At 72.5% G+C, this 24,168-nt stretch carries 25 protein-coding genes and 2 tRNA genes; 15 read left to right on the top strand and 12 right to left on the bottom strand.

Annotated features, from left to right (window positions below; translation table 11 throughout):
• Positions 1 to 249: 249 nt before the first annotated feature.
• From ACI6PP_RS09575 to ACI6PP_RS09590, 4 genes are read left to right on the top strand one after another with little or no spacing between them, the layout of a single operon-like run.
• Positions 250 to 1,485, top strand: coding sequence for an ABC transporter substrate-binding protein (locus ACI6PP_RS09575; protein ID WP_421111125.1), 1,236 nt, complete (start codon positions 250 to 252; stop codon positions 1,483 to 1,485).
• Entirely contained in the window at positions 1,482 to 2,420 is a 939-nt protein-coding gene (locus ACI6PP_RS09580) for a carbohydrate ABC transporter permease (RefSeq protein WP_421111127.1), read from the top strand. Before ACI6PP_RS09575 ends, ACI6PP_RS09580 begins: the two co-directional genes overlap by 4 nt.
• Entirely contained in the window at positions 2,417 to 3,256 is an 840-nt protein-coding gene (locus ACI6PP_RS09585; protein ID WP_421111129.1) for a carbohydrate ABC transporter permease, read from the top strand. The genes ACI6PP_RS09580 and ACI6PP_RS09585 overlap by 4 nt, the downstream gene beginning before the upstream one ends.
• Before the next feature lie 42 nt (positions 3,257 to 3,298).
• Entirely contained in the window at positions 3,299 to 4,489 is a 1,191-nt protein-coding gene (locus ACI6PP_RS09590) for an ABC transporter ATP-binding protein (RefSeq protein WP_421111131.1), read from the top strand.
• A 27-nt stretch (positions 4,490 to 4,516) separates the two neighbouring features.
• Here ACI6PP_RS09590 and ACI6PP_RS09595 read toward each other — a convergent pair whose 3' ends face one another.
• The 4 genes from ACI6PP_RS09595 to ACI6PP_RS09610 are packed head-to-tail and all read right to left on the bottom strand — an operon-like array spanning position 4,517 to position 9,785.
• Positions 4,517 to 5,362, bottom strand: coding sequence for a chromosome partitioning protein ParB (locus ACI6PP_RS09595; RefSeq protein WP_421111133.1), 846 nt, complete (start codon positions 5,360 to 5,362; stop codon positions 4,517 to 4,519).
• A gap of 13 nt (positions 5,363 to 5,375) precedes the next feature.
• Positions 5,376 to 6,062: a metallophosphoesterase family protein gene (locus ACI6PP_RS09600; RefSeq protein WP_421111135.1), complete on the bottom strand. Its 687-nt coding sequence runs from the start codon at positions 6,060 to 6,062 to the stop codon at positions 5,376 to 5,378.
• 37 nt (positions 6,063 to 6,099) lie between these two features.
• On the bottom strand, positions 6,100 to 8,484 hold the full coding sequence (locus tag ACI6PP_RS09605; protein WP_421111137.1) for a glycoside hydrolase family 31 protein: 2,385 nt from the start codon (positions 8,482 to 8,484) through the stop codon (positions 6,100 to 6,102).
• A gap of 11 nt (positions 8,485 to 8,495) precedes the next feature.
• Entirely contained in the window at positions 8,496 to 9,785 is a 1,290-nt protein-coding gene (locus ACI6PP_RS09610; RefSeq protein ID WP_421111139.1) for an MFS transporter, read from the bottom strand.
• A 55-nt stretch (positions 9,786 to 9,840) separates the two neighbouring features.
• Between ACI6PP_RS09610 and ACI6PP_RS09615 the strand changes: the two genes are divergently transcribed.
• Entirely contained in the window at positions 9,841 to 10,044 is a 204-nt protein-coding gene (locus ACI6PP_RS09615; RefSeq protein WP_421111141.1) for a hypervirulence associated TUDOR domain-containing protein, read from the top strand.
• Positions 10,045 to 10,135: 91 nt separating this feature from the next.
• Here the strand turns inward: ACI6PP_RS09615 and ACI6PP_RS09620 are convergent.
• Positions 10,136 to 10,209: transfer RNA gene (locus ACI6PP_RS09620), tRNA-Ile, on the bottom strand.
• Positions 10,210 to 10,367: 158 nt separating this feature from the next.
• On the opposite strand from ACI6PP_RS09620, the gene ACI6PP_RS09625 reads away from it, so the two are divergent.
• Genes ACI6PP_RS09625 through ACI6PP_RS09650 form a run of 6 tightly spaced genes read left to right on the top strand, consistent with a single transcriptional unit; the run spans position 10,368 to position 14,578 of the window.
• Complete coding sequence (locus ACI6PP_RS09625) at positions 10,368 to 10,769, top strand: hypothetical protein (RefSeq protein WP_421111143.1); 402 nt, start codon at positions 10,368 to 10,370, stop codon at positions 10,767 to 10,769.
• Between the two features lie 7 nt (positions 10,770 to 10,776).
• Entirely contained in the window at positions 10,777 to 12,087 is a 1,311-nt protein-coding gene (locus tag ACI6PP_RS09630) for a glutathionylspermidine synthase family protein (RefSeq protein WP_421111145.1), read from the top strand.
• Positions 12,084 to 12,557, top strand: a complete 474-nt coding sequence (locus tag ACI6PP_RS09635; protein ID WP_421111147.1) for a potassium channel family protein — start codon at positions 12,084 to 12,086, stop codon at positions 12,555 to 12,557. Before ACI6PP_RS09630 ends, ACI6PP_RS09635 begins: the two co-directional genes overlap by 4 nt.
• A complete protein-coding gene (locus ACI6PP_RS09640; protein ID WP_421111148.1) occupies positions 12,551 to 12,979 on the top strand; it encodes a DUF350 domain-containing protein in 429 nt (142 codons plus the stop codon). Before ACI6PP_RS09635 ends, ACI6PP_RS09640 begins: the two co-directional genes overlap by 7 nt.
• A 9-nt stretch (positions 12,980 to 12,988) precedes the next feature.
• Positions 12,989 to 13,738, top strand: a complete 750-nt coding sequence (locus ACI6PP_RS09645) for a PIG-L deacetylase family protein (protein WP_421111150.1) — start codon at positions 12,989 to 12,991, stop codon at positions 13,736 to 13,738.
• Between the two features lie 9 nt (positions 13,739 to 13,747).
• Positions 13,748 to 14,578 carry a DUF72 domain-containing protein gene (locus ACI6PP_RS09650; protein ID WP_421111152.1) on the top strand — a complete coding sequence of 277 codons (831 nt, stop codon included), beginning with the start codon at positions 13,748 to 13,750 and terminating at the stop codon, positions 14,576 to 14,578.
• A gap of 19 nt (positions 14,579 to 14,597) precedes the next feature.
• Here the strand turns inward: ACI6PP_RS09650 and ACI6PP_RS09655 are convergent, their stop codons facing one another.
• From ACI6PP_RS09655 to ACI6PP_RS09685, 7 genes are all read right to left on the bottom strand, one after another.
• Entirely contained in the window at positions 14,598 to 14,795 is a 198-nt protein-coding gene (locus ACI6PP_RS09655) for a hypothetical protein (RefSeq protein WP_421111154.1), read from the bottom strand.
• 58 nt (positions 14,796 to 14,853) lie between these two features.
• Positions 14,854 to 14,926, bottom strand: a tRNA-Asn gene (locus ACI6PP_RS09660).
• A gap of 75 nt (positions 14,927 to 15,001) precedes the next feature.
• Complete coding sequence (locus ACI6PP_RS09665) at positions 15,002 to 15,517, bottom strand: hypothetical protein (protein ID WP_421111156.1); 516 nt, start codon at positions 15,515 to 15,517, stop codon at positions 15,002 to 15,004.
• A 15-nt stretch (positions 15,518 to 15,532) separates the two neighbouring features.
• Positions 15,533 to 16,408 carry a sigma-70 family RNA polymerase sigma factor gene (locus tag ACI6PP_RS09670; protein ID WP_421111158.1) on the bottom strand — a complete coding sequence of 292 codons (876 nt, stop codon included), beginning with the start codon at positions 16,406 to 16,408 and terminating at the stop codon, positions 15,533 to 15,535.
• A gap of 100 nt (positions 16,409 to 16,508) precedes the next feature.
• Entirely contained in the window at positions 16,509 to 18,392 is a 1,884-nt protein-coding gene (gene dnaG, locus ACI6PP_RS09675; RefSeq protein ID WP_421111160.1) for a DNA primase, read from the bottom strand.
• A gap of 5 nt (positions 18,393 to 18,397) precedes the next feature.
• Positions 18,398 to 19,126, bottom strand: coding sequence for a L,D-transpeptidase (locus ACI6PP_RS09680; RefSeq protein ID WP_421111162.1), 729 nt, complete (start codon positions 19,124 to 19,126; stop codon positions 18,398 to 18,400).
• Positions 19,127 to 19,136: 10 nt separating this feature from the next.
• On the bottom strand, positions 19,137 to 19,901 hold the full coding sequence (locus ACI6PP_RS09685; protein ID WP_421111164.1) for a ParA family protein: 765 nt from the start codon (positions 19,899 to 19,901) through the stop codon (positions 19,137 to 19,139).
• Positions 19,902 to 19,948: 47 nt separating this feature from the next.
• Here ACI6PP_RS09685 and ACI6PP_RS09690 point away from each other — a divergent pair, with 47 nt between their 5' ends.
• Genes ACI6PP_RS09690 through ACI6PP_RS09705 form a run of 4 tightly spaced genes read left to right on the top strand, consistent with a single transcriptional unit; the run spans position 19,949 to position 24,134 of the window.
• Positions 19,949 to 20,722 (top strand): SDR family NAD(P)-dependent oxidoreductase, encoded by a 774-nt coding sequence (locus ACI6PP_RS09690; protein WP_421111166.1) that lies wholly within the window; start codon positions 19,949 to 19,951, stop codon positions 20,720 to 20,722.
• Positions 20,719 to 21,552 carry an alpha/beta fold hydrolase gene (locus ACI6PP_RS09695; RefSeq protein ID WP_421111168.1) on the top strand — a complete coding sequence of 278 codons (834 nt, stop codon included), beginning with the start codon at positions 20,719 to 20,721 and terminating at the stop codon, positions 21,550 to 21,552. Before ACI6PP_RS09690 ends, ACI6PP_RS09695 begins: the two co-directional genes overlap by 4 nt.
• A gap of 45 nt (positions 21,553 to 21,597) precedes the next feature.
• Positions 21,598 to 23,709, top strand: a complete 2,112-nt coding sequence (locus tag ACI6PP_RS09700; RefSeq protein ID WP_421111170.1) for a GGDEF domain-containing protein — start codon at positions 21,598 to 21,600, stop codon at positions 23,707 to 23,709.
• A gap of 50 nt (positions 23,710 to 23,759) precedes the next feature.
• Positions 23,760 to 24,134, top strand: a complete 375-nt coding sequence (locus tag ACI6PP_RS09705; protein ID WP_421111172.1) for a hypothetical protein — start codon at positions 23,760 to 23,762, stop codon at positions 24,132 to 24,134.
• Positions 24,135 to 24,168: the final 34 nt, after the last annotated feature.

A 24,168-nucleotide genomic window follows, 5' to 3' on the forward strand; every position in this document is an offset into this window, starting at 1 on the left:
GCCCGGTCGACTGGCTCGCCCAGCGATCCGCGCAGGTCCTCGTCCGTCCTGGCCAGACGTCCGCTAATCGGCACGCACTCCTTGTCGCCGCACGTCAGACGGGCTTAGGTTCACCCCAGCAGTGACTTCGGTCACACCAGACACTCGCGCTCGGCGCGCAGGAGATGAGGCAGTCAGATGACGGATCGACCAGCTTCGAGGCACCCACGGCGTCTGAGCACGAGGTACGTCGCGCGAGGTCTCGCCCTCGTGCTCGCCGCGGGCGGCCTGGCCGCGTGCGGCGGCGGTGACGGCGGCGTCCCCGTCGTGAACCTCTACGGCGGTGCGGCGGCAGCGGGGTTCGACAAGATCATCGCCGACTGCAACGACCAGGCCGACGGCGAGTACCGCATCGTCGGCAACCTGCTCCCCAGCGACGCCGACGGCCAGCGCGAGCAGCTCGTCCGCCGTCTCGCGGCCAAGGACGACGGGCTCGACCTGATCGGCATGGACGTGGTGTGGACCGCCGAGTTCGCCGAAGCCGGCTGGATCCGCGAGATCAAGGGCGCCGACAAGACCGCCGCCACGGAGGGCACCCTCGCCCCGACGATCGCGACGGCCGAGTGGAAGGACAAGCTCTACGGCGTCCCGAAGCACACCAACGTCCAGCTGCTCTGGTACCGCAAGTCGCTCGTCCCCACCCCACCGACGACGTGGGACGAGATGATCGACATGGCCAAGCAGCTCAAGTCCGAGGGCAAGCCGTACCAGATCGGCTTCACCGGCTCGCAGTACGAGGGCTACGTGGTGGGCTTCAACACCATCCTCTCCTCCTACGGCGGCGAGCTCGTCAACGCCAACAGCACCGAGGCCACCGTCGACGGCAAGACCGTCCAGGCCCTCGCGCTGATCAAGAAGTTCGCCACCTCCGGCGTCGCGAGCGCCTCGCTCTCCAACAGCCAGGAGCCCGAGGTCTTCGCGCAGATGCAGCAGGGCAAGGCCGCGTTCATCCTCAACTGGCCCTACGTGCTCAGCGCCATGCGTGACGCCGGCTCCACCGACAAGCAGAGCCAGGAGGTCTACGACGACCTCGGCTACGCGCCGTACCCGTCCGTCGTCGCCGGCGAGACGCCCAAGGTCACCCTCGGCGGCATGAACTACGGCATCAGCACCTACAGCAAGCACCCGCGCGAGACCCTCGACGCGGCCATGTGCCTGCGGACGCCCGAGCACCAGCTGCAGACCGCGCTGGAGGCGGGCGACCCGCCGGTCAACGAGGCCGTCTACTCCGAGCCGGAGTTCACCAAGGCCTACCCGCAGGGGCAGGACATGCTCACCGAGCTGCAGGTGGCCTCGTCGCGGCCCATCTCGCCGCTCTACCAGAACATCTCGACGATCGTGTCCACCACGTTGTCGCCCCCGGCGCAGATCCAGCCGGACAAGACCGCCCGCGAGCTCAAGTCGTCGATCCAGGACGCGCTCGAAGGAAAGGGAATCCTGCCATGAGCCAGACCCTGAACCAGCCGGCCGCCGAGGGGGTGGTCGACGACGGCACCAAGATCGCCCAGCAGCGGCACAGCGAGGGCAAGAGGGCCGAGCGACGCCTCGGGCTCCTGCTCTGCGCGCCAGCGGTGATCATCATGCTCGCCGTCACCGCGTACCCGATCGTCTACGCGTTCTGGCTGTCGCTGAACCGGGCCGACCTGCGCACGCCCGACGCCAACCAGTTCATCGGCCTCGACAACTACGTCACCGTGCTGTCCAGCCCGATCTGGTGGACCGCCTTCGGCGTGACGATGTTCCTCACCGTGCTGGGCGCGGCCATCGAGCTGGTGCTCGGCATGGTCCTGGCCATCGTCATGCACCGCACGATCGTCGGACGCGGCCTGGTCCGCACGTCGGCCCTCGTGCCCTACGCGATCGTCACGGTCGTCGCAGCGTTCTCGTGGCGCTTCGCCTGGACCCAGGACCTCGGCTGGCTCGCCGGCGACAACGCCCCGCTGACGGGCATGTGGAGCTCGCTGTGGATCATCCTGCTGGCCGAGGTCTGGAAGACCGTGCCGTTCATGGCGCTGCTGCTGATGGCCGGCCTGGCGCTGGTGCCCGAGGACCTGCTCAAGGCGGCCTCGATGGACGGCGCCAGCACCTGGCAGCGGTTCTGGAAGATCACCATCCCGCTGATGAAGCCCGCGATCCTGGTCGCCCTGCTGTTCAGGACCCTGGACGCGTTCCGCGTCTTCGACAACATCTTCGTGCTGACGAGCGGGGCCAACAACACCTCGTCGGTCTCGATGATCGGCTACAACAACCTGATCGGCGGCCTCAACCTCGGCATCGGGTCGACGATCTCGGTGCTGATCTTCCTCAGCATCGCGATCATCGCGTTCATCTTCATCAAGCTCTTCGGAGCAGCAGCCCCCGGAGAAGGAGAGAAGCGATGAGCACCGCCGTCGAGACCCCCCGCCGCAAGCTCGCGTGGAGCGGCGCGAACATCATCGTGCTCGTCTACGCGTTCATCCCCGTCATCTGGATCATCTCGCTGTCGCTCAAGGACAGCGGCTCGCTGAACGACGGCAACTTCCTGCCGACGTCGCCGACCAACGAGAGCTACGCCCAGATCTTCAGCAACGGCGACTTCCTCAGGGCGCTCGTCAACTCGATCGGCATCTGCGCGATCGCGACGGTGGCCGCCCTGGTCTTCGGCACGATGGCCGCCTACGCGATCGCCCGCCTGGACTTCCCGGGCAAGCGGCTCATCGTGGGCGTCTCGCTGCTCATCGCGATGTTCCCGCAGATCGCGCTGGTGACGCCCCTGTTCAAGATCGAGACCGCGATCGGCATCTTCGACACCTGGCTCGGCCTGATCATCCCGTACATCACCTTCGCGCTGCCGCTGGCGATCTACACCCTGTCGGCGTTCTTCCGCGAGATCCCGTGGGAGCTGGAGAAGGCGGCCAAGATGGACGGCGCGACGCCGTTCCAGGCGTTCCGCCGGGTGATCACGCCGCTGGCGATGCCGGGCGTCTTCACCACCGCGATCCTGGTGTTCATCGCCTGCTGGAACGACTTCCTGTTCGCGCTGTCGCTCACCTCGACGTCGCGCTCGCGCACCGTCCCCGCCGCGCTGTCGTACTTCCAGGGCGCCACGACGTTCGAGGTGCCCACGGGCCCCATCGCCGCCGCGGCCGTCGTCATCACGATCCCGATCGTGATCTTCGTCCTGTTCTTCCAGCGCCGGATCGTCGCCGGCCTCACCTCCGGCGCCGTCAAGGGCTGACCGGCCCGCGCCCACCGACCTTCACACCACCTAGGAGCAGCTGTGGCCGAGATCAACCTCCGCAACGTCGTCAAGCGGTACCCCGACGGCGCCCTCGCGGTCGACAACCTGAACCTGGACATCGCCGACGGCGAGTTCATCATCCTCGTGGGCCCGTCCGGCTGCGGGAAGTCCACCACCCTCAACATGGTCGCCGGCCTGGAGGACATCACCACCGGCGAGCTGATCATCGACGGCAAGGTGGTCAACGACAAGGCACCCAAGGACCGCGACATCGCCATGGTGTTCCAGTCCTACGCGCTCTACCCGCACATGACCGTCGGCGAGAACATGGCGTTCCCGCTCACGCTCGCCGGCGTCGACAAGGGCACGATCAAGAAGAAGGTCGACGAGGCCGCCCAGCTGCTCGAGCTCACCCAGCACCTGGACCGCAAGCCGGCCAACCTGTCGGGCGGCCAGCGTCAGCGCGTCGCGATGGGACGCGCGATCGTCCGCAGCCCGAAGGCCTTCCTGATGGACGAGCCGCTGTCGAACCTCGACGCCAAGCTGCGCGTGCAGATGCGCACCCAGGTCTCGCGCATCCAGAAGACGCTGGGCACCACCACGCTCTACGTCACCCACGACCAGACCGAGGCCATGACGCTCGGCGACCGCGTCGTGGTCATGCGCGGCGGCATCGTGCAGCAGGTGGGCTCGCCCACCGAGCTCTACGACCACCCGCGCAACCTCTTCGTGGCCGGGTTCATCGGCAGCCCGTCGATGAACTTCCTGCCCGCCGAGGTCAAGGGCGACCACCTCGTCAGCGCGCTCGGCGAGGCGCTCATGCCCGACCACGTGCGCCAGGCGGTGCACGGCCAGGCGTCGGGCAGCGGCGTCGTCCTCGGCCTGCGTCCCGAGCACTTCGAGGACGCCCGGCTGGTGCCCGACAAGCCCGGTGCGACCTTCCAGGCGCAGATCGACATCGTCGAGTCGATGGGCTCGGACATCTACGCCTACTTCTCGGTGGCCGGCCACAAGGGCGCGCAGTCCGCCGAGCTGGACGAGATCGCCCGCGACGCCGGCCAGGACATGTCGGCGATGGGTGACGAGGTCACGGCCCGTCTGGACGCCGGCGCGCGCGTGCAGTCCGGCGCCCCGGCCACGCTCTGGTACGACACGTCCAAGCTGCACGTCTTCGACGCCGAGACGGGCGCGAACCTCACGCTCGGCGCGGGGGCGCACAGCGCGGTCTGACCGCACTGCCTGGAGGGACCGGGGAGGTCATCGGCGCTGCTCGCGCAGCCGCCTGATGACCTCCTCGTTCCACACGTGGGCCCGGATCAGGTGGTACCGCTCCCCCGCCACCCGGATGTAGGCGTCGCCGTCGGTCTCGCGACGGTCGACCAGGTCGGCGTCGCGGATCAGCGCGATCGTGGGGCGGAACTCCTCGTCGAACCAGCGACGAGCGACGACGTCGCGGTCCAGGTAGGTCTGCTCGCGGTGCATGAGCCGGCACCCCCAGGCCTCGACCATCTCGGCCAGCAGCGCGCTGCGCACGGGCTCGGTGCACGCGATCGCGTCCTGCTCCTCGGGCGGCAGGGGCACCCGCTGGTGGAGCAGCCGCCGGAAGTGCGTCGCCTCGACGTCGGTGCGTCCGTCCAGCCCGGCCGGATCGACCGTGGTCTCGATCTCGGTGACCTGGGCCTCGATGCTGTTCAGCCCCATGGCGCGGGCGACGGAGACGCGGTGGTGGCCGTCGCGCACGAAGTAGCTCGAGCCCACCTGGTAGACCTCGATCGGCGGGAACGCCTCCCCGCGACGGGCCGCCAGCGCCAGGCGCTCCCACCGCTGGCGGTGACGCCCGGAGGTGGGACGGAAGCGGTGGTCGAACTCGCGCATCTTGTCGACCGAGCCGACGATCTTGTCGATGTCGATCACCTGGAAGCCGCGGTTGCGCGAGCTGCGGGTGCCCAGCGCGTCGACGATCTCGGTGAACGACAGCGGCTGGACGGCGACGTCGTCGTCGCGGCGGATCCAGGCGGCGAGCGCCGACATCACCTGCCGGCGACGGACCCGCAGGAAGTCGCTCTCGGCATCGGCCCGGGGCGAGCCGGTGTCGCGTGCCACGCCGACCTCGCCCTCAGCCGACCCGGACGGGCAGGCCCGCGGTGAGCGGCTCGATCTCCAGCACCCGGTAGGGGATGACGTTGCGCAGGGTCGTGCGGCCGAGCGTGCGGTCGGGCATCGTCCGCCCGTACGGGTGGATGTGCCCGTGCAGGTGCCAGGTGGGCTGCACCTCCAGCAGGAACGGGACGAGCGCCTCGATGCCGACGTGCGGGCCGTCGTCGCCGTCGCCCAGGCCGAGCGGCGGCGCGTGCGTGACGAGCAGGTCGAGGCCACCGGGGCTGCGGCGGTCGTGACGTCGCACGCGGCGCGCCAGGCGTCGCAGCCTGCCGCGGTACTCGCGCTGGCTGTACTGGTGCGGGCCGGGGCGGTAGCGGACGCAGCCGCCGAGACCGGCGATCCGCAGGCCGGCGAGGTCGGCGACGTGGCCGTCGAGGTGGGTGACGCCGTGGGGTCGAGGGGCGTCGCACGGCAGGCCTGCGACGGTGTGCAGCCCGCTGCGCGAGACGCGGCTCGTGGCCACCTCGGGGTCGTGGTTGCCCGGCACGAACACCACCGGGACGTCGACGCTGGAGGCGATGAACTCGACGTAGTCCCAGGGCAGGTCACCGGCCGCGACGACGAGGTCGGGCGCGACGTCGCGGGCCTTGGACCGCCAGAAGGACTCGACGGTCTCGTCGGCGACGGCGAGCACACGGACCATGCGCCCCACTGTAGTGGCGCGCGTCACAGCCCGACGCCTAGACCGTGCGGGCGGTGACCACCTCGAGCACGGCGGTCTCGAGCGCCCGTCCGAGGTCCATCGCCGACAGCGTGGCCACACGGGTGGCGAGCGGCAGGTCGGACGTCGCGACGGCGCGCACCTGCTCCTTGAGGTCGAACTCGATCTGGGCGCGGTCGAGCAGACCGAACAGGCGCGCGGCCACGTCGTCCTCCCCCAGGGACGGGTCGGGGCCGAGGCGGACGGTGAAGGCGGCGTCCGACGCCACGGGGCCGACCTCGACGCTCGTGCCCCGGGCGTGGTGCGCGACGACGGCGTCCACCCCGGCGCCGTCGACCTCGACGACCGGCTCGACCGCGGCGTCGAGGCGCAGGAACGTCACCGTCCAGCCGCGCTCGGACGGTGCGCACGAGCGGTCGCCGGTCGACGGACCGACGCTGAGCACGCCGGACTTCTGGTCGAGCGAGATCGGGGTGAGCAGTCGCTGCGCGGGGGTGCGGCCGTCGTCCTCGACCAGCTCGAAGGCACCGTCGGCGCCGACGACCACCAGCACCTCGAAGGACGCCGGGTTGTCCGTGCCGTTGCCGGGCGACCCGGCCCCGTCGAGCGGGACGATCGCGCCGGGCGCGGCGAGGACGGGGATGGCGTCGGGTCCACGGTGCAGGACGACCTCGCGGTCGCCGTCGTAGACCTGCCCGCCGAGGACGTCGACCCAGGTGCCGGACGGCAGCCACGCCCGCACCGAGCCGGTCTGCGTGCGCACGTCGTGCTTGCTCGTGATCGGCGCGACCAGCAGCTCGGTGCCGAAGGCGAACTGGTTGGGCACCTCGTACGCGGCGTCGACCGCCGGGTGCAGGTGGTACATCGGCTCGACGATCGCGCGCCCCTGGCCGGCGGCGCGGTGGTTCATCGTGTGCAGGTACGGCACCAGGCGGTGGCGGAGCCGCAGGGCCTGGCTCATCGCCTCGCGCGCCACCGGCCCGAAGCGCCACGGCTCCTTGGTGTTGAACGGGTTGGAGCCCGAGTGCAGTCGCAGCACCGGCGAGAACACGCCCAGCTGCACCCAGCGCGCGGCGAGCTCGTCGTCCTTGTACCCGTGGAAGTGGCCGCCGACGTCGTGGCTCCACCACCCGTAGCCGATGTTGGTCGCCGTCGCGGTGAACTCGGGCTGGAAGTCCAGGGACTCCCACGACACGACCGTGTCGCCGGAGAACCCGACCGGGTAGCGGTGGCTGCCGGGGCCGGCGTAGCGCGAGAACGTCAGCGGACGGCGTCCGTCGCGGGCGCTGTCGAGGAAGTGGAAGTGGTTGAGCACCCACAGCGGGTCGATCCCGGGCACCTTGGAGTACGGACCGGACTGCCAGTCGATCCACCAGAAGTCGACGCCCTCGTCCTCCAGCCGGCGGTGCAGCACGTCGAAGAAGGCGGCGAGGAACTCGCGGTCGGTGACGTCGAACGCGATCGGCTCGCCACTCGCGGCGTCGCGTCCCAGTGCCTCGCACATCGCGGCGTACGCGTCCTCGTAGGAGCGGACGCCGTCGGCGGGGTGGACGTTGAGCGTCACCCGCAGCCCACGGGCGTGCAGGAAGGCCAGGAACTCCTCGGGGTCGGGGAAGAGCTCGCGGTTCCAGGTGTAGCCCGTCCAGCCGCTGCCGTGGACGGGGTCGACGTCGACCAGGTGCCAGTCCATGTCGACCACGGAGACCGAGAACGGCAGCCCCTCGGCCTCGAACCGGCCGATCAGCTCGCGGTACTCGGCCTCGGTGTACGCGTGGTAGCGGCTCCACCAGTTGCCGAGCGCGAACCGCGGCAGCAGCGGCGGCAGGCCCGACACCGCGTGGAAGGCGTCGAGCGCCCCGCGGTGGTCCAGGCCGTAGGCGAAGACGTAGAGGTCGTCGCGGCTGCCGTCGCGCGGCGCCACCCAGCCGTCGTCGGCGAGCAGCATGGACGAGGAGTCGTCGATGAGCGAGAAGCCCCAGCGCGACACCACGCCGGGCTCGAGCGGGATGCGGCCGTCGGCCTCGTCGAGCGTGCGGGCGGTGCCGCGCAGGTCGCGCGTGGGCTGCCCGTGGCGCCACACCGAGTGGTAGTTGCTGACGTCTCCGCGCACCTGCAGCGAAAGCCCGCTGGTCGAGAACGGACGGCCGTCGTAGCTGAGCCGGAAGCGGTCGGTGACCACCTCGACACCGTCGCCGACCCGCGTCACGGTGAAGTCGGGGACGGGCAGGTCGCGGACGATCGCGAACGTGGAGGCACGGTCCTCGAAGACGCCGTCGTCGGCGTGCTCGAGCCGCACCAGCCCGTCGGTGAGCACCGTGATGCGCCAGTCGGGGCCCTGCACGGTGGCGGCCTCCGCGGCGACGGGGCGGGTGTCGAGGCAGGGCAGCGGACGCGGCGTCGTCATGGTCACAGACGCTATCGCGGGGGCTCCACCACCGGAACGGTCGCGGGCGGCCCCGTCCGGCGGACGGCGAGCGAGACGAACGCCGCCACCGCGCACAGCCCGGCCGCGCCGAACCAGGCGAAGGTGTACTCCCCCGTGGCGTCACGGACGACGCCCGCCACCACCGACGCGACCGCGGCGCCCACCTGGTGCGAGGCGAACACCCAGCCGAAGACCACCGTCCCGGACTCCCCGAACGCCTCGCGGCACAGGGCGGCCGTCGGCGGCACCGTCGCCACCCAGTCGAGCCCGTAGATGACGACGAAGACCACGATGCTCGGACGGATCACGTCCGACAGCAGGAACGGCAGCACGGCCAGCCCGACGCCGCGGAAGACGTAGTAGCCGACGAGCAGGTAGCGCGGGTCGATGCGGTCGGTGAGGGCGCCGGACGCGATGGTGCCGACGATGTCGAAGATCCCGACGACGGCGAGCAGACCCGCGGCCGTCGTCTGCGGCATCCCGTGGTCGTGCGCCGAGGGGATGAAGTGGGTGCCGACCAGCCCGTTGGTGGTGGCGCCGCAGATCGCGAAGCCGATCGCCAGCGCCCAGAACGTCTTCGTACGACTGGCCTCGCGCAGCGCGCGGATCGCGCGCCGGGCCGCGCCGGACGGGTCGGGCGGCGGCGGGTCGGGCACGTCCTCGTCGGCGCCGTACGGCCGCAGCCCCAGGTCCTGGGGACGGTCGCGCATCACCAGCAGCACGAGCGGGACGACGGCCAGCGCCGCGACGGCGACCGTCAGCGACGCGCCCCGCCACCCGACCGTGTCGGCCAGCACCGCCATCACCGGCAGGAAGACCAGCTGGCCGGTCGCGCCGGCGGCGGTCAGGATGCCCATCACCAGCCCGCGCCTCTGCGCGAACCAGCGGTTGGCGATCGTCGCGGCGAACACCAGGGCCATCGACCCGGTGCCCAGCCCGATCAGCACGCCCCATAGCAGGAGCAGCTGCCAGGCGGCGGTCATCCACACCGTCAGCCCGCTGCCGAGCGCGACGAGCACCAGCGCCGTCGACGCCACCCTCCGCACCCCGAACCGGTCCATCAGCGCCGCCGCGAACGGGGCGGTGAGGCCGTAGAGCACGAGGTTGAGGCCGACGGCCGTCGACATCAGCGACGTCGACCACCCGAACTCCTCGTGCAGCGGCACGATCAGCACGCCCGGCGCGGCCCGGAACCCGGCAGCCCCCAGCAGCGCCACGAACGCCACCGTGGCCACGGCCCACGCCGGGTGGATCCTCGTGCGCGGGACGGTGGTGGTCACGGGGGGAATCTACGCGCGATCGGCGGCCCCCGGCGGGGCGTCCTAGCGTCTGGCCATGTCGATCTCCAAGGGTGACACCGTCAGCTGGAACACCGAGCAGGGCAAGACCCACGGCAAGGCCGTGGAGAAGAAGACCAAGGAGTTCCAGCTCAAGAAGCAGACCTTCAAGGCCAGCGACGACGAGCCGTTCTGGATCGTCGAGTCCGACAAGACCGGCGCCCAGGCCGCGCACAAGGAGTCGACCCTCGAGAAGGGCTGAGGCGTCCGGGCGGCCTCACGGGTCGTCGAGGTCCGAGTTCTGCAACGCTCGGGACGCCCATGCGTTGCACAGGTCGGACCTCGACGGTCGGTGCGGCGGGTGGGGCTCGAACCCACGACCCAGGGATTATGAGTCCCCTGCTCTGACCAGCTGAGCTACCGCCACGTGGGGTCACGATCCTTTCACAGACGGCGCGGTGTGACCCCGGGCCGTGCCATGATCCGGCTGTGTTCCAGACGGGGGAACGTCGGTGCTTCGCGCGCCGACGCGGCCCGTCGTCCACGGCGGCGCCACGGCACCGCCTCCTTCACACCGGAGGTCACATGACCGAGCGTCCCCAGGGGCGTCGACGACGGGCGTCGCGCGACGTCGCGCTGTCCGCGAGCTTCCTGCTGCTCGCCGCCGGGCTGGCCGCGTGCGGTGGCTCGAACGAGGACTACCAGGCCGTCTGCGTCAACCCCGACAACCAGGAGCGCGTCGACGACGACTACTGCGACGACGACTCCAACAGCGGCGGGTACCTGGGCTTCGTGCCGGTCCCCTACTACTTCGGGTCGGGCTTCAACGGCCGCTACCCCGGCGTCGGCGACCGCGTCAGCGGCGGCACCACGACCGTGCCGGCCGGCGCCACCGTCGGCCGCGGCAAGGTCGCCAAGTCCGGCGGCACCGGGGCAAAGGCGATCCGCGGCGGCGGCTTTGGCGGCGGCTTCAAGGCCTCGGGCTGAGGCGCCGGTGTACCGCGAACAGGTCCCACCGCGTCGCGGCTGGGAGGACAAGGTGCGCGCGCTCGGGCTCGGCTGGCCCACCACCGACCTGCCGGGCGGCGGCACCGTCCCGTACTGGAACGAGGCGGCCCGCTACGAGGTGACCGAGGCCCAGGTCGACGTCGTCTGGGACGCCACCGAGGCCCTGCACGAGATGTGCCTGGCCGTGGTGCCCGACCTCTGCAGCGGCCGCTACGGCGACCTCGGGCTGCCCGAGGGCACCCTCGACCTCGCGCTCGCCTCGTTCGAGGCCGAGCCCCCGAGCGTCTACGGCCGCTTCGACCTCGTCTACGACGGCGGCACCGAGGTCAAGATGCTCGAGTACAACGCCGACACCCCCACCGGCCTGGTGGAGTCCGCGGTCGTGCAGTGGCGTTGGCTCACCGACCCCGACGGCGGCCCCGGCGACTTCGACCAGTGGAACCGGCTGTGGGAGGCGCTGGTCGAGCGCTGGACGGCGCTGGTGCCCGAGCTGCCGTCGCGCCTGGTCCACATGATCGTCGCGCAGGGCGACGACACCGCCGAGGAGTGGATGACGGTCGAGGCGATGGCCGACACCGTCCGCCGGGCGGGCCTGCAGCCCAAGACCGTCTACCTGCACCACGTGCACCTGGTGCGTGCGGGCATCCAGATGGCCGACGGCACCACGCTGACGCGCGACGTCCTCGTCGACGCCGACGACCTCATCATCGAGACCGCGTTCTGCCTGTACCCCTGGGAGAACATGGTCGCCGAGACGTACGGCGGGGCGCTCGCCCGCGCGGCCCGCAAGCGTCAGAAGGCCGGCATCGACGGCGACCCGATGAGCGCGATGGTCACCTGGATCGAGCCGCTCTGGAAGGTCGTCCTGTCGTCCAAGATGCTCAGCGTCGCCCTGTGGGACCGCTTCGGCGAGGACCCTGAGAAGGGCCGCTACCTGCTCCCGGCGTTCCGCGAGGAGACCGCCGCGCAGGTGCACCTGACCGACTGGGTGCGCAAGCCGCTGCACGGCCGCGAGGGCGACAACATCGTCATCCACGCCCCCACCTACGGGCTCGACATCACCCAGCCCGGCGGCTACGGCGCCGAGGGGCACATCTGGCAGCAGTACTGGCCGCTGCCGGTCTTCACCGACCGCGACGAGCGCCGGCACCACCTCGTGCTCGGGTCGTGGGTCGTGGACGGCGAGCCCGCCGGGATGCTCTGCCGCGAGTCCGACGGTCCCGTCACCGACTACTACTCCCGCGTGGTGCCGCACATCATCACCGACCGCCTCAACCCCGAGGAGCGTCCGACGTGACCGCGTTCTGGGCCGGCGTCCGCGACTGGCACTCGTGGGACGACCGGGTCATGGACGGCATGCTCTGGCTCACCTGCAGCACCCGGCGCATCCTGCTCGCCGGCATCCTCAACGTGGTCGTCTGCGGGGAGGCCTACGCCCTGATCGAGGGGACCGGCCCGATCGAGGGCCCGTACTGGGCCGTCGTCACCGGCACCTCCACGGGGTACGGCGACTTCTCGCCGGCCTCCACGCCCGGCCGCTTCGTGGCCATGTTCCTGATGATCTCGATGCTGATGGTCTGGGTGCCGCTCTGGACCGCGCACCTCGTCGGCGAGCGCGACCGCCGCACCGGCGACGCGTGGTCGCACGACGAGCAGCAGGAGCTCCTGGACGCGGTCCGGCGGCTGGTCGTCCAGGCCGACGGCACCACCGCCGCCTCGCAGCACCCCGACGCCCCCTCCACCGAAAGGCCCCACCCGCCATGCTGATCGACATCCTCCAGGACGCTGCCCTCGGCGCCGGCTACATCGCGCTCGTGCTCGTGCTGCTGGTGGTCAACCACTACGTGATCGACGTGATCACACCCGGTCACCTGATCAGCCGCATCGTCGACGACAGGTCGTTCAACGGCGCCGCGATGCTGTCGGCGGCGTGGGTGGGCCAGGGCTACCTCGCCTACACGACGATCATCAACACCCAGGCGGGCGTCAACGGCGCCGTCACCGGCGTCCTGGTGTTCGGCGTGCTGACGATCCTGGTGCACGCGGTGGTCATCGTCGGGCTCAACCTGCTGTCGCGCGGGCGCACCAACCGCATCATCACCGAGCCGGGCTTCAACCCCGGCGCGCTGCTGGTCGCCGCGGCGCTGCTGGCCGTCAGCATCGGTGCCTCGGCGGCCATCACGCCCTAGGGTCGTGACATGACCGACGACGCCCCCGCCCCGCTCGAGCCGCTCCGCGAAGACTGGCAGACCATGCTGTGCGTGGTCGCCCACCCCGACGACATGGAGTTCGGCTCCGCGGCGGCGGTGGCGCGCTGGACCGGACAGGGCAAGACCGTCGTCTACTGCATGGTGACGTCCGGCGAGGCGGGCATCGACGGCATGGAGCCCGACGAGTGCCGCCGCGTCCGCGAGGCCGAGCAGATCGAGTCGTGCCGCGTCGTCGGGGTCGACACGTGCGACTTCCTCGGCCTGCCCGACGGCGTCCTGGAGTACGGCGTCGAGCTGCGGCGGGCGATCGCCGCCTCGGTGCGCAAGCACCGGCCCGACGTCGTGGTGACCAACAACTTCCGCGACACCTGGGGCGGGCTCAACCTGAACCAGGCCGACCACATCGCCGTCGGCAGGGCCACGCTCGACGCCGTGCGCGACGCCGACAACCGGTGGGTCTTCCCCGAGCAGCTGACGGACGGGGTGGAGAAGTGGGGCGGCGTCGGCGAGGTCTGGGCCGCCGGGTCGCCCGACTCCACCCACGGCGTCGACACCACCGACACCTTCGACGTCGGCGTCGCCTCGCTCGAGGCGCACCGCGCCTACATCGACGGCCTCGGCTGGGACGACTTCGATCCCGCCGAGTTCCTCGAGGGCGGCGCCCGCGCGACCGGCAGCCGCCTGGGCGTCACCTTCGGCGCCGCGTTCGAGGTGTTCCCGATGGGCTGGGGCAGCTAGGCCGGGCCGATGAGCGCGACCATCCGGATCGGCATCTCGGGGTGGACGTACGCGCCGTGGCGCGGGACGTTCTACCCCGCCGGCCTGGTGCACAGGCGGGAGCTGGCCTACGCCGCCGAGCGGCTGGGCTCGATCGAGGTCAACGGGTCGTTCTACGCGCTGCAGAAGCCGTCGAGCTACGCGCGCTGGCGCTCCGAGGTCCTCGAGCACAGCGTCCTCGCGCTCAAGGGTCCGCGGTTCGTCACCCACATGAAGCGGCTCAAGGACGCGCGCGTGCCCGTCGCGAACTTCCTCGCCTCGGGTCCCCTGGCCCTCGGACCCCATCTCGGTCCGCTGCTGTGGCAGCTGCCGGCGACCCTGGCGTTCGACGAGTCGTCGGTGGCCGAGTTCCTCCGGATGCTCCCCCGCACCACCGGGGACGCGGCCCGCCTGGCCGCCGAGCACGACGACCGGATCCCCGACGACCAGGCGCTCACCGTCGCCGAGGACGACCGCCCGCTGCGGCACGCGGTCGAGCCGCGGCACCCGAGCTGGGCCGAGCCCGCCGTCGTCGAGCTGTTCCGTCGCGAGGGCGTGGCGCTCGTGATGGCCGACACCGCCGGCACCTGGCCGGAGATCCGCGAGGTCACCAGCGACTTCGTCTACCTGCGCCTGCACGGCGACGACGAGCTGTACGTCTCGGGCTACACCGACGAGGCGCTCGACGTGTGGGCACAGCGGCTGCTGGGCTGGCGCGACGCCGGTCTCGACGTCTACTGCTACTTCGACAACGACACCAAGGTCCGCTCCCCGTTCGACGCGATGGCCCTGATGGAGCGGTGCGGCGTCGTCGCCGGCTGACCGTCACCGCCCCTGAGCGTCACTCCAGGTCGGCGTTGGCGTCCTGCACCGACACCCGGACGACGCCGCGGATGCTCTCCAGGCCCACGGCGACGTCCGACAGCGCCGCCGTGCCGGTGAGCAGCAGCGCGACAGCGATGTCGGCCACCTGCACCCAGCTGCCGAGGTCGATCGCCGCGTCCTGCGCGGCGACGGCCTCGGTGAGGGGCTGCATCATCCCGTGGAGCCTGGTCCGCAGGGGACGCGGACGCTCGGACGGTGGCGGGGAGCGAGAGCTCCCCCGACTGGACTCGAACCAGTAACCTGCCGATTAACAGTCGGCTGCTCTGCCAATTGAGCTACAGGGGATCGGCACCGGCGAGGTGCCGTGGTGCGCAGGACACGGTAGCAACCGCGCCACCCCCGCGTCCAAACGGGTTGGCCTCAGAGGCCGAGGTCCTGGCGCACCTCGGCAACACCGCGACGGACGGCGGCGCGGACGTCGTCGTCGTCGGGCTCGAGGCCGGGGTCGAGGACGAACGAGTAGGTGGTGTCGCCGGTCCGGGTGGGCGAGCGGCGGACCACCACCTGGAGGTCGAAGCCGCGGCGCACGGGCACGGCGCGACGGGCCACGATGCTCGCGGTGACCCGCTCGCGGACCAGCTCGAGCAGGCGGCCGGGCGCCTCGATCCGGTGGACGTGGCGCGGCTCGACCTCGCCGAACTCCGCGATCTCGACCACGACGAGCTCGCCGTCCTCGCGGTTCCAGCTGGCGCCCTCGAGCGACTCCCAGGGGTGGACGGCCCACCCGTCGCCGTCGGTGCGGTGCAGCGCACGGTCGGTGCCCACGAGCCAGCCGCCGTCGGCGTCGCGGGCCGAGGCGAGCGCGCGCTCGCCCGGCTCGGTGTGGAGCGCCGCGAGGACGTCTCCGGGGACCGATCGGGAGGGGGTCCAGCGCATGCCTCCCATCATCGCTCACGCACCCGCGGCCTCCTGCAGCTGGACCATCGCGGGGCGACGCCGGAGCCGGTCGAGCGCACGCCGCTCGAGACGACGGACGCCCGGGACGTCCGACCCGGTGCGCCGAGCCGTCTCGGCGAGCGTGCAGGGCTCGGAGCCGATGCCGAACCGGAGCTCGAGCACCGTCCGCTCCTCGGGGTCCAGGCAGCCGAGCGCGTGCAGCACCCGCTCGGCCGCGTCGCGGCGCTCGACCGGCTCCCCGGGGTCGTCGTGGGACGCGGCCGCGTGGGCCACCAGGTCGAGCGGGACGGTGACCTGCTCGGCACGCAGCAGCAGCTCGACCTGGGCCGGGTCGAACCCTGTGGCGGCGGCCAGCTCGTCGACGCCCGGTTCGCGACGGGTCAGGACGGCGAGCTCCTCGCGGACGCGCCGGCAGTGGGTGGCACGGGCACCGGCCTTGGCGGGCAGCCGGATCAGCCGGTCGGACGCCAGCGCCGCCCACATGGCCTGCGCGATCCAGTCGTGCGCGTAGGTGGAGAACCGGAACCCCAGCTCGGGGTCGAACCGGTCGACCGCCGCCATCAGCCCGACGTTGCCCTCCTGGACGAGGTCGAGGAACGGCACCGGCCCCCGCGGCAGGCGCCGTGCCTGGGCGACGACGAGCCGCAGGTTGGCGCTGATCATCTCCTCGCGGGCGCGCACCCCGTGCTCGACGAGGTCGCAGAGCGCCTCACGCTCGCCCGCGCCGGCGGTGTCGAGACGGCGGCGGGCGTCGAGCCCGGCCCTGACCCGGTGGGCGAGCTCGCGCTCGCGGCGGGCGTCGAGCAGGGGGATGCGGCCGATCTGGTCGAGGTAGGCCGAGACCGCCTCGGGCACGTGTGCGAGGTCCATGCCGGACAGTCTCGGAGCCGACGGGCCCGCGTGGGGGCGCCGGCGAGAAGGTTGTGGACGACGGTCGTCCGTCCACAGGGACGGCGCCCCGACGTGGTCGTTACAGGACGGCGCCGCTGATCGCGCGCTCGCGCAGGGCCCGCCGCTGGGCCTCGAGCGCGACGAGCTCGCCGAACATCTTGTTGTACTCGGTGACCTCGTCGACGGGGTTGGTGCGCTGCAGCCGCGACTTGACGCCCTCGATGCGACGCAGCGTCGTCAGCTCCTGCACCCGCGCGAGCAGGGCACCCACGAGCGACGCGGTGGGCTCGCCGTTGCTGACCATCGTGTCGACGGCCAGCAGCGACAGCACGTGCTGGACGGTGGGGTCGTCGATGCGCGCAGACACCCGCGAGACCCACGCCGGGTCGGGGGCGGTGGGCAGGCCCTCGGCGACGATAGCGTCCCACAGCGCCGCGGTGGCGGGGTGGGTGAAGTCGTCGCGGTCGACGTCGGCGACGAGGTCGGCGGCGAAGTGCGGCAGCTGGACGACGGCCTTGAGGGCCTCGCGCTCGTCGTGGAACTGCGCCTCGCCGAGCGACGGACCGGCCGGCACGGCGGGCTCCTGCTCGGCCACCACCGGCGTGCCGCGGACGGGCGTCGACGTCGACGGGCGTGACGACGCGCTGCGGGCCGCGTCGCGCACGACGTCGACCTCGACGCCGATCACCGAGGCGATCTCGCGGACGAACGCGTCGCGCTTGGACCGGTCGCGCACCGAGCTCAGCAGCGAGACGGCCTCCCGGACGGCGTTGACGCGCTGGTCGCCGCGATCGAGGTCGAACTGGCGCACCACGTTGGACAGCACGAACCGGTACAGCGGGATGCGCGACGCGATCAGCTCGCGGACGGCCGCGTCGCCGCCGGAGAGCCGCAGGTCGCACGGGTCCTGGCCGGACGGCTCGACGGCCACGTAGGTCTGGGTGACGAACTGCTCGTCACCGCCGAACGCGCGCATGGCGGCGTTCTGGCCGGCCTCGTCGCCGTCGAAGGTGAAGATCACCTCGCCGCGGAACGCGTCGTGGTCGAGCAGCAGCCGGCGCAGGACGCGCCCGTGCTCCTCGCCGAACGCGGTGCCGCAGGTGGCGACGGCGGTGCTGACGCCGGCCTCGTGGCACGCCATCACGTCGGTGTAGCCCTCGACGACGACGGCCTGGCTGGCGCGCGAGATCTCGCGGCGCGCGAGGTCGACGCCGTAGAGCACCTGGCTCTTCTTGTAGAGCGGGGTCTCACGGGTGTTGAGGTACTTGGCGTCGACGCGGTCGTCGTCGAACATCCGGCGCGCACCGAAGCCGACGACGTCGCCGGACGCCTCGCGGATCGGCCACAGCAGACGTCCACGGAACCGGTCGTAGGCGCCGCGCGAGCTGAGCCCGGCGAGGTCGGCCTTGACCAGGTCGTCCTCGGTGACGCCCTTGGCGCGCAGGTGCGCCACGAGCGCCTCCCCGCTGCGCGGGGCGAACCCGACGCCGAACTTCAGCGCGGCGGCCTGGTCGAAGCCCCGCTCGTGCAGGAACCGGCGACCCGCCACGGCGTCGGCGGACGACGTGAGCTGCTCGGCGTAGAACTCCGCGGCCAGCTTGTTGGCCTCGACGAGCCGTCCGCGCTGGGCGTGGTCGCGACGCGGCGCGCCGGGGCCGTCCTCGTAGCGCAGGGTGACGTCGAAGCGTCCGGCGAGCCGCTCGACGGCCTCGGTGAAGGTGATGCCCTCGACCTCGCGCAGGAAGGTGAAGACGTCGCCTCCCTGGCCGCAGCCGAAGCAGTAGTACATGCCGCGCGACGGGGTGACGTTGAACGACGGCGACTTCTCGTCGTGGAACGGGCACAGGCCGACGCGGTTGCCCCCGCCGCTGCCGCGCAGGGTCACGTACTGCTCGACGACCTCGTCGATCTTGGCGCGCTCGCGGACGAGGGCGACGTCGTCCTCGCGGATCCGTCCGGCCACGGGGCTCAGCGCACCACGACGAGGGTGCCGACGGGTGCGAACCGCCACAGCGCCTGCGCGTCGGGGCGCAGCTGGCGGATGCAGCCCGAGGACAGCGCGGTGCCGAGCTGCGACCTGGTCTGCACCTTCTGCCCGTCGTCGTCGACCGGGATGTCGTGGAAGCCGATGGCGGCGTTGTCGCCCCGGGTGAAGCGGACGAAGTACTTCATCGTGCTCGAGTAGTCGAACGCCGTGGCGTGCCTGGAGCGCGAGTAGACGCGGAAGCGGCCCGCGTCGAGGTTGTCGTGGATGCTGCCCGAGACCGCGTAGGTGCGGGCGACGGCGCCGTCCTCGCGCACGAGCCAGACGCGCTGGGCGTCGCGGTCGAAGACCACGCGCTTGCCCGTGCCGGTGCCCGCGGGCAGGGCCGTGGGGTCGGGAGCGGGGGCCGGGGTCGGCGCGGGTGCCGCCTCGAGCGCCGCGGACGCGCGGTCGTGCACGACGCCGGCCCACGCGAGGGGCTGCAGGGATTCGTCGTGCTCGGGCGCCGCGACGACGGCGGACCGCGGGCCGAGCGCCAGCGCGGTCGCGGCCACCACGAGCGTGGTGGCGACGGCCACCGCCATCAGGACGCCGCGGGCCCGGCGCAGGCGGACGTCGGCGGCGCGACGACCGCGGCGGGGCGGCTCGGCCCGACGACGTCCGGCCGGCGTCGCGCGACGGCGCGGGCCGGGGTTCCGGTGGTCGTGGGGCATGCGCCCCATCCTAGCGAGCCGCCCGCGCGACCAGGTTGGCGGCGACGGCGCGGTAGGCCTGCGCGCCGCGGTGCGAGCTCGACGTGCCCAGGATGCTGCGGCCGACCGCGGGAGCCTCGGCGAACCGGATCGACTTGGGGATCGGCGGCTCGACCACGGCGAGGTCGTAGGTGCTCGTCACGGTGTCGAGGACGGCCTTGGCGTGCTTGGTGCGTCCGTCGTAGAGCGTGGGGAGGACGCCCAGCACCTCCAGGCGGGGGTTGGTGAACTCGCGCACGTCGTAGACGGTGTCGAGCAGCTGGCCGACGCCGCGGTGGGCGAGCGTCTCGCACTGCAGCGGGATGAGCACCTGGTCGGCGGCGGTGAGGGCGCCGACGGTGAGGATGCCGAGCGACGGCGGGCAGTCGAGCAGCACCCAGTCGTAGTCGTCGGCGACTCGGCGCAGCGCGGCCGAGAGACGCTGCTCGCGGCCGGTGCGGGTCATCAGCGCCTCCTCGGCCTGGGCGAGCGCGATCGTCGCCGGCAGCAGGTGCAGCCCCTCGTCGGTGACGACGGCGACGTCGGCGGCGTCCTTCTCGCCCAGCAGGACCTCGCGCACCGAGACGTCGAGGTCCTCGGGGTCGATGCCGAGGGAGAACGTCAGGCAGGCCTGGGGGTCGAGGTCGACGAGCAGGACCCGCTGCCCCTGCTCGAGGAGCGCGGCGCCGATCGAGGCGACCGTGGTGGTCTTGGCGACGCCGCCCTTCTGGTTGGCGATCGCCAGGGTCAGGGTCATGCCCCTATCGTCCCACGCCGTCCCCCTCGCGTGGAACGATCTGTCGCATGCACGACACCCGCCGCACCGCCCTCGTCACCGGCGCCACGGCCGGCATCGGCCTGGAGTTCGCCCGTCAGCTCGCGGCCCGCGGCCACGGCCTGGTCCTCGTGGCCCGCGACCAGGCACGGCTCGACGCGCTCGCCGACGACCTCGCGGCCGCCCACGGCGTGCCGGTGCACGTCGTCCGCGCCGACCTCGCCACCACCGAGGGCCTCGGGGCGGCGTGCGACGCCGTCGCCGCGCACGACGTCGACCTGCTGGTCAACAACGCCGGCTCGTCGCTCGGACGGTTCTTCGGCGACGCGCCGCTCGACGCCGAGGACCACCAGCTCGACCTCCTGGTGCGCGCCCCGCTGCACCTGTGCCACGCGGCGCTGGCCGTCATGCGACCGCGCGGCAGCGGGCAGATCGTCAACGTCGCCAGCGTCGCGGCCTACACCCCGCGCGGCACCTACTCGGCGCACAAGGCATGGCTGACGAACCTCAGCGGCTGGCTCGACCTCCGCTACGCAGACGAGGGCGTGCGCACCACCACGCTGCTGCCGGGGTTCGTGCGCACCGAGTTCCACGAGCGCATGGGGGTCGACCCGAGCGACGTGCCGCGGTGGATGTGGCTGCGCGCCGACCGCGTGGTCGCCGACGCGCTGGCCGACGTCGACCGCGGCCGGGCACTGTCCGTGCCATCGCGGCGCTACCGGGTGCTCGCCACGGTCGCCCGGCACGCACCCCTCGGCCTGGTGGCGCGGGTCGCGCGCCGGGGGCGCAAGGTGGCCCCATGAGCACCCCGCGCACCCTCGACCTGCCAGGCGGCGTCCACCTGGTGACGATCTCGACGCCCCGCGGCGAGCTCGCGGGCCAGGAGGCGGTGCCCGAGGGCGACGTCCGCGGCCACGTGCTGCTCGTACCCGGGTTCACGGGCAGCAAGGAGGACTTCACGCCGGTCCTGCCCCTGCTGGCCGCGGCGGGCTGGCACGCCACCGCGTACGACCAGCGCGGCCAGTGGGAGTCGCCCGGCTCCGACGACGCCGACTACGACCTCGAGGGGTTCGCGGCCGACGCGCTGGCCGTCCGGACGGTGGCCTCGCGCGACCGACCCACCAGCCACCTGGTCGGGCACAGCTTCGGCGGGCTCGTCGCGCAGGCGGCCGTCGTCGCCGACCCGTCGGTCTGGAGCGGTCTGACGCTGCTCTGCAGCGGCCCCGGCGCCTTCACCGGCGCCGACAAGCTCGACCCGCTCGCGTCGTTCGTCCGGGCGGTCCCCGAGCTGGGCCTGGAGCGCCTGTTCGAGGTCCGCCAGGCCGCCGCGGCACCGGTCACCGACGAGATCCGGGCGTTCCTGCGCGCCCGGTTCACCGGCAACGACCCGCGGTCGCTCGCCACGATCGCCGAGCACCTGCGCTCGGCCCCCGACCGCGTGGCCGACGTGGCGGCCACCGGCGTGCCCGTCCACGTGGTCCGCGGCGCCGACGACGACGCCTGGCCGCACGACGTCCAGGCCGACATGGCCTCCCGCTACGGCACGTCCGTCCAGGTGGTGCCGGGGTCGGCGCACTCCCCCGCGGTGGAGAACCCGCCCGCCGCCGCCCAGGCGTTGCTCGACACCTTCTGACCAAAACCGGGCGCCGTCAGGCCTCACCCATCATGATTGGTCCAGATGGATGAGACGCCGCCCGGAGCATCCCGGTCCACGGGGGCCGGCAGCGCCGTCGCCGACCGCGCGACGGCGCTCCTCGGCCTGCCCGCGGCACTCGTCGTCACCGCGCTGGTGGCGGCCGTCGGTGGCGGGCTCGTGCTGCTCCCCGAGGTGGCCGCCTCGCGCCTGGACGACCTCAGCCAGCTGCTCGCCGCGGCCGTGGCCACCCTCGCCTGCGCGCTGGCCGCGCGTCGCGAGGGACGCGGGGCGGCGCTGCCCTGGGTGCTGCTGGCCCTGGCCTGCGCCGCCTGGACCCTCGCCCAGCTGTGGTGGACCGTCAGCGTCCACCTACGCGGGGTGGAGGTGCCGTTCCCCTCGCCCTCCGACGTCGGCTTCAGCGCCTTCATCGTGCTCGCGAGCCTGGGGCTGGGCGCCTGGAACGCCCGCCGCCGGCGTCACACGCGTGCCGTCCGCGACCTGCTCGACGGCCTGATCATCGGCGGCTCCTTCCTCGCGCTGGCCTGGGTCACCACCTTGGAGCAGGTCTGGTCCAGCGCCGACGTGGTCGGGCTCGAGCAGGCGCTCTCGGTGCTGTACCCCGTGGGCGACATCGCCCTGGCGACGGTCGCGATCCTGGCCGCCTCGCGAGCCCCCGAGCACGGACGCCTCCCGCTCGTCCTCGTCTCCTCCGGTCTGATCGCGCTCGCCGCCGCCGACACCGCCTTCCTGTACGCGACGGGCTCGGACACCTACGGCTCGGGCAACCTGCTCGGGCTCGGCTGGGTGCTGGGCTTCCTGCTGATCACGCTCGGTGCGATCGCCCCGCCCGTGCGCGACGACGGGCGGCCGGTCCGTCCGCTCCTCGGCCTGCGCGGCGTCCAGGCCCTGCCCTACATCCCTCTCACGGTCTGCATCGGCGCCGTCGCGCTCGTGGTCCACGAGCGCGACTCGCTGTCCGAGCGGACGCTCTGGGCCGTGCTCGCGCTGTTCGTGCTCGTCCTGGTGCGCCAGTTCCTGGTGCTGCTCGACAACCGGACGCTGCTGCGCGCGCTGCGCACCGACGCCCACGTCGACGCGCTCACGGGGCTGGCGAACCGCCGCGTCGTCGAGGCGCGGCTCGTCCACGCCATCACCCAGGGCACCGACACCGACCTGTTCCGCGAGGTCGCCGTGCTGATGTGCGACGTCAACGGCCTCAAGCGGGCCAACGACCAGTTCGGGCACGACGCCGGCGACGAGGTGCTCCGCCAGGTCGGCGTCCTGCTCACCGACGCCGTCGCGGCGGTGGTCGGCGACGACGGGAGGGACACGGTCGTCGGACGCATCGGCGGCGACGAGTTCGCCGTGGTCCTCACCGGCGAGGCCACGACCCGGCTCGACGCGCTGCGCGAGTCCGCCGACCTGCGGTCGGTGTCCCTGCCCTATGGCGCCGGGCTGTCCTGCGGATCGGGGCGTCTCACCGCGCCGCCGCCCAACGTCACCACCGCGCAGGAGATGATGCGCACCCTGCTGCGACTGGCCGACGGCGAGCTCTACGCGCGCAAGCGCGGCACGTCGGCCCCGCCCGTCGTCGGCACCGTGCAGCCCGGGGTGGACGCCCTGGCCATGGCCGAGGTGGTCCACCGGGTGCACCAGGACCTCTCGCTGCAGCCCGACGCCCCGACGAGCGCCCGGCTCGCCGTGGCCGCGGGCGGCTTCGCCCGTGCCGTCGGCGCCGCCGCCTGGTGGGTGAGCGCCGTGACCGAGGCGGGCACGCTCGACGACGTCCTGAGCGAGCAGGTGCGGCCGCCGGCGGACCCGGTGGCGCCCACCCACCTCAGCGACCTGCCCGTCACCAGCCACGAGCTCTCCGCCTACCCGCTCTCGGACGCGACCGCCCGCGGTGCGGTCGCGGGCTTCCACGTCACCCAGCTCAGCGGGCCGGACGAGGAGCGCACCTACCTGGCCGCCACCGGGTACGCCCAGGTGCTCGGCTCCGGCGGGCACGGGTGGCTCGTCGAGGTGTTCGGCGACGCCGCCACCGACGACCTCGGCGTCCACCTGCCGCTGCTGCGGTCGCTGGTGACGGTCGCCCTCGGCGCCCCACCCGTGGCCCTCCCCCACGACCATGCGGCGGGTACTGCCCTGACGTGATCCGTGCGACACTCGACAGGGACGGCGCGCGGCGCCTCCCGGGAGCTCACATGGATGTCCTGCTGGCGTACGTGGCCATCTGCTTCGGCCCTGCCCTCGGGCTGCTGGCCCTCGAGCGGTTCTTCGGCTGGTTCGTCGGTGGCGGCCACGCCCCCTGGGCCCGCGAGCCCGAGCCACCCGCCGGGCCGTCGCTCGCGCAGATGGTCAGCGACCTGCGCCGGCTCGAGGACGCCTACCGCGAGGCCGAGCGCTCCGACGAGCAGGCCAAGGGCCACCGGATGCGGGCCATCGGACTGGCCTACGACGACACCCTGCGTGCCTGCTGCGCCTCGCTCGGCCTCGACGCCCCGGAGACGTCGCCCGTCAGCGCGCTGGAGCGGATGATGATGGAGGCCGAGCTGGCCCAGCACGGGGTGTCCTGGTAGGTCCGTCCCGTGGTGGCCCATTGGTCGGGTTGCC

Source organism: Solicola agrisoli (assembly GCF_049059935.1).
GTDB lineage: Bacteria > Actinomycetota > Actinomycetes > Propionibacteriales > Nocardioidaceae > JAURVT01.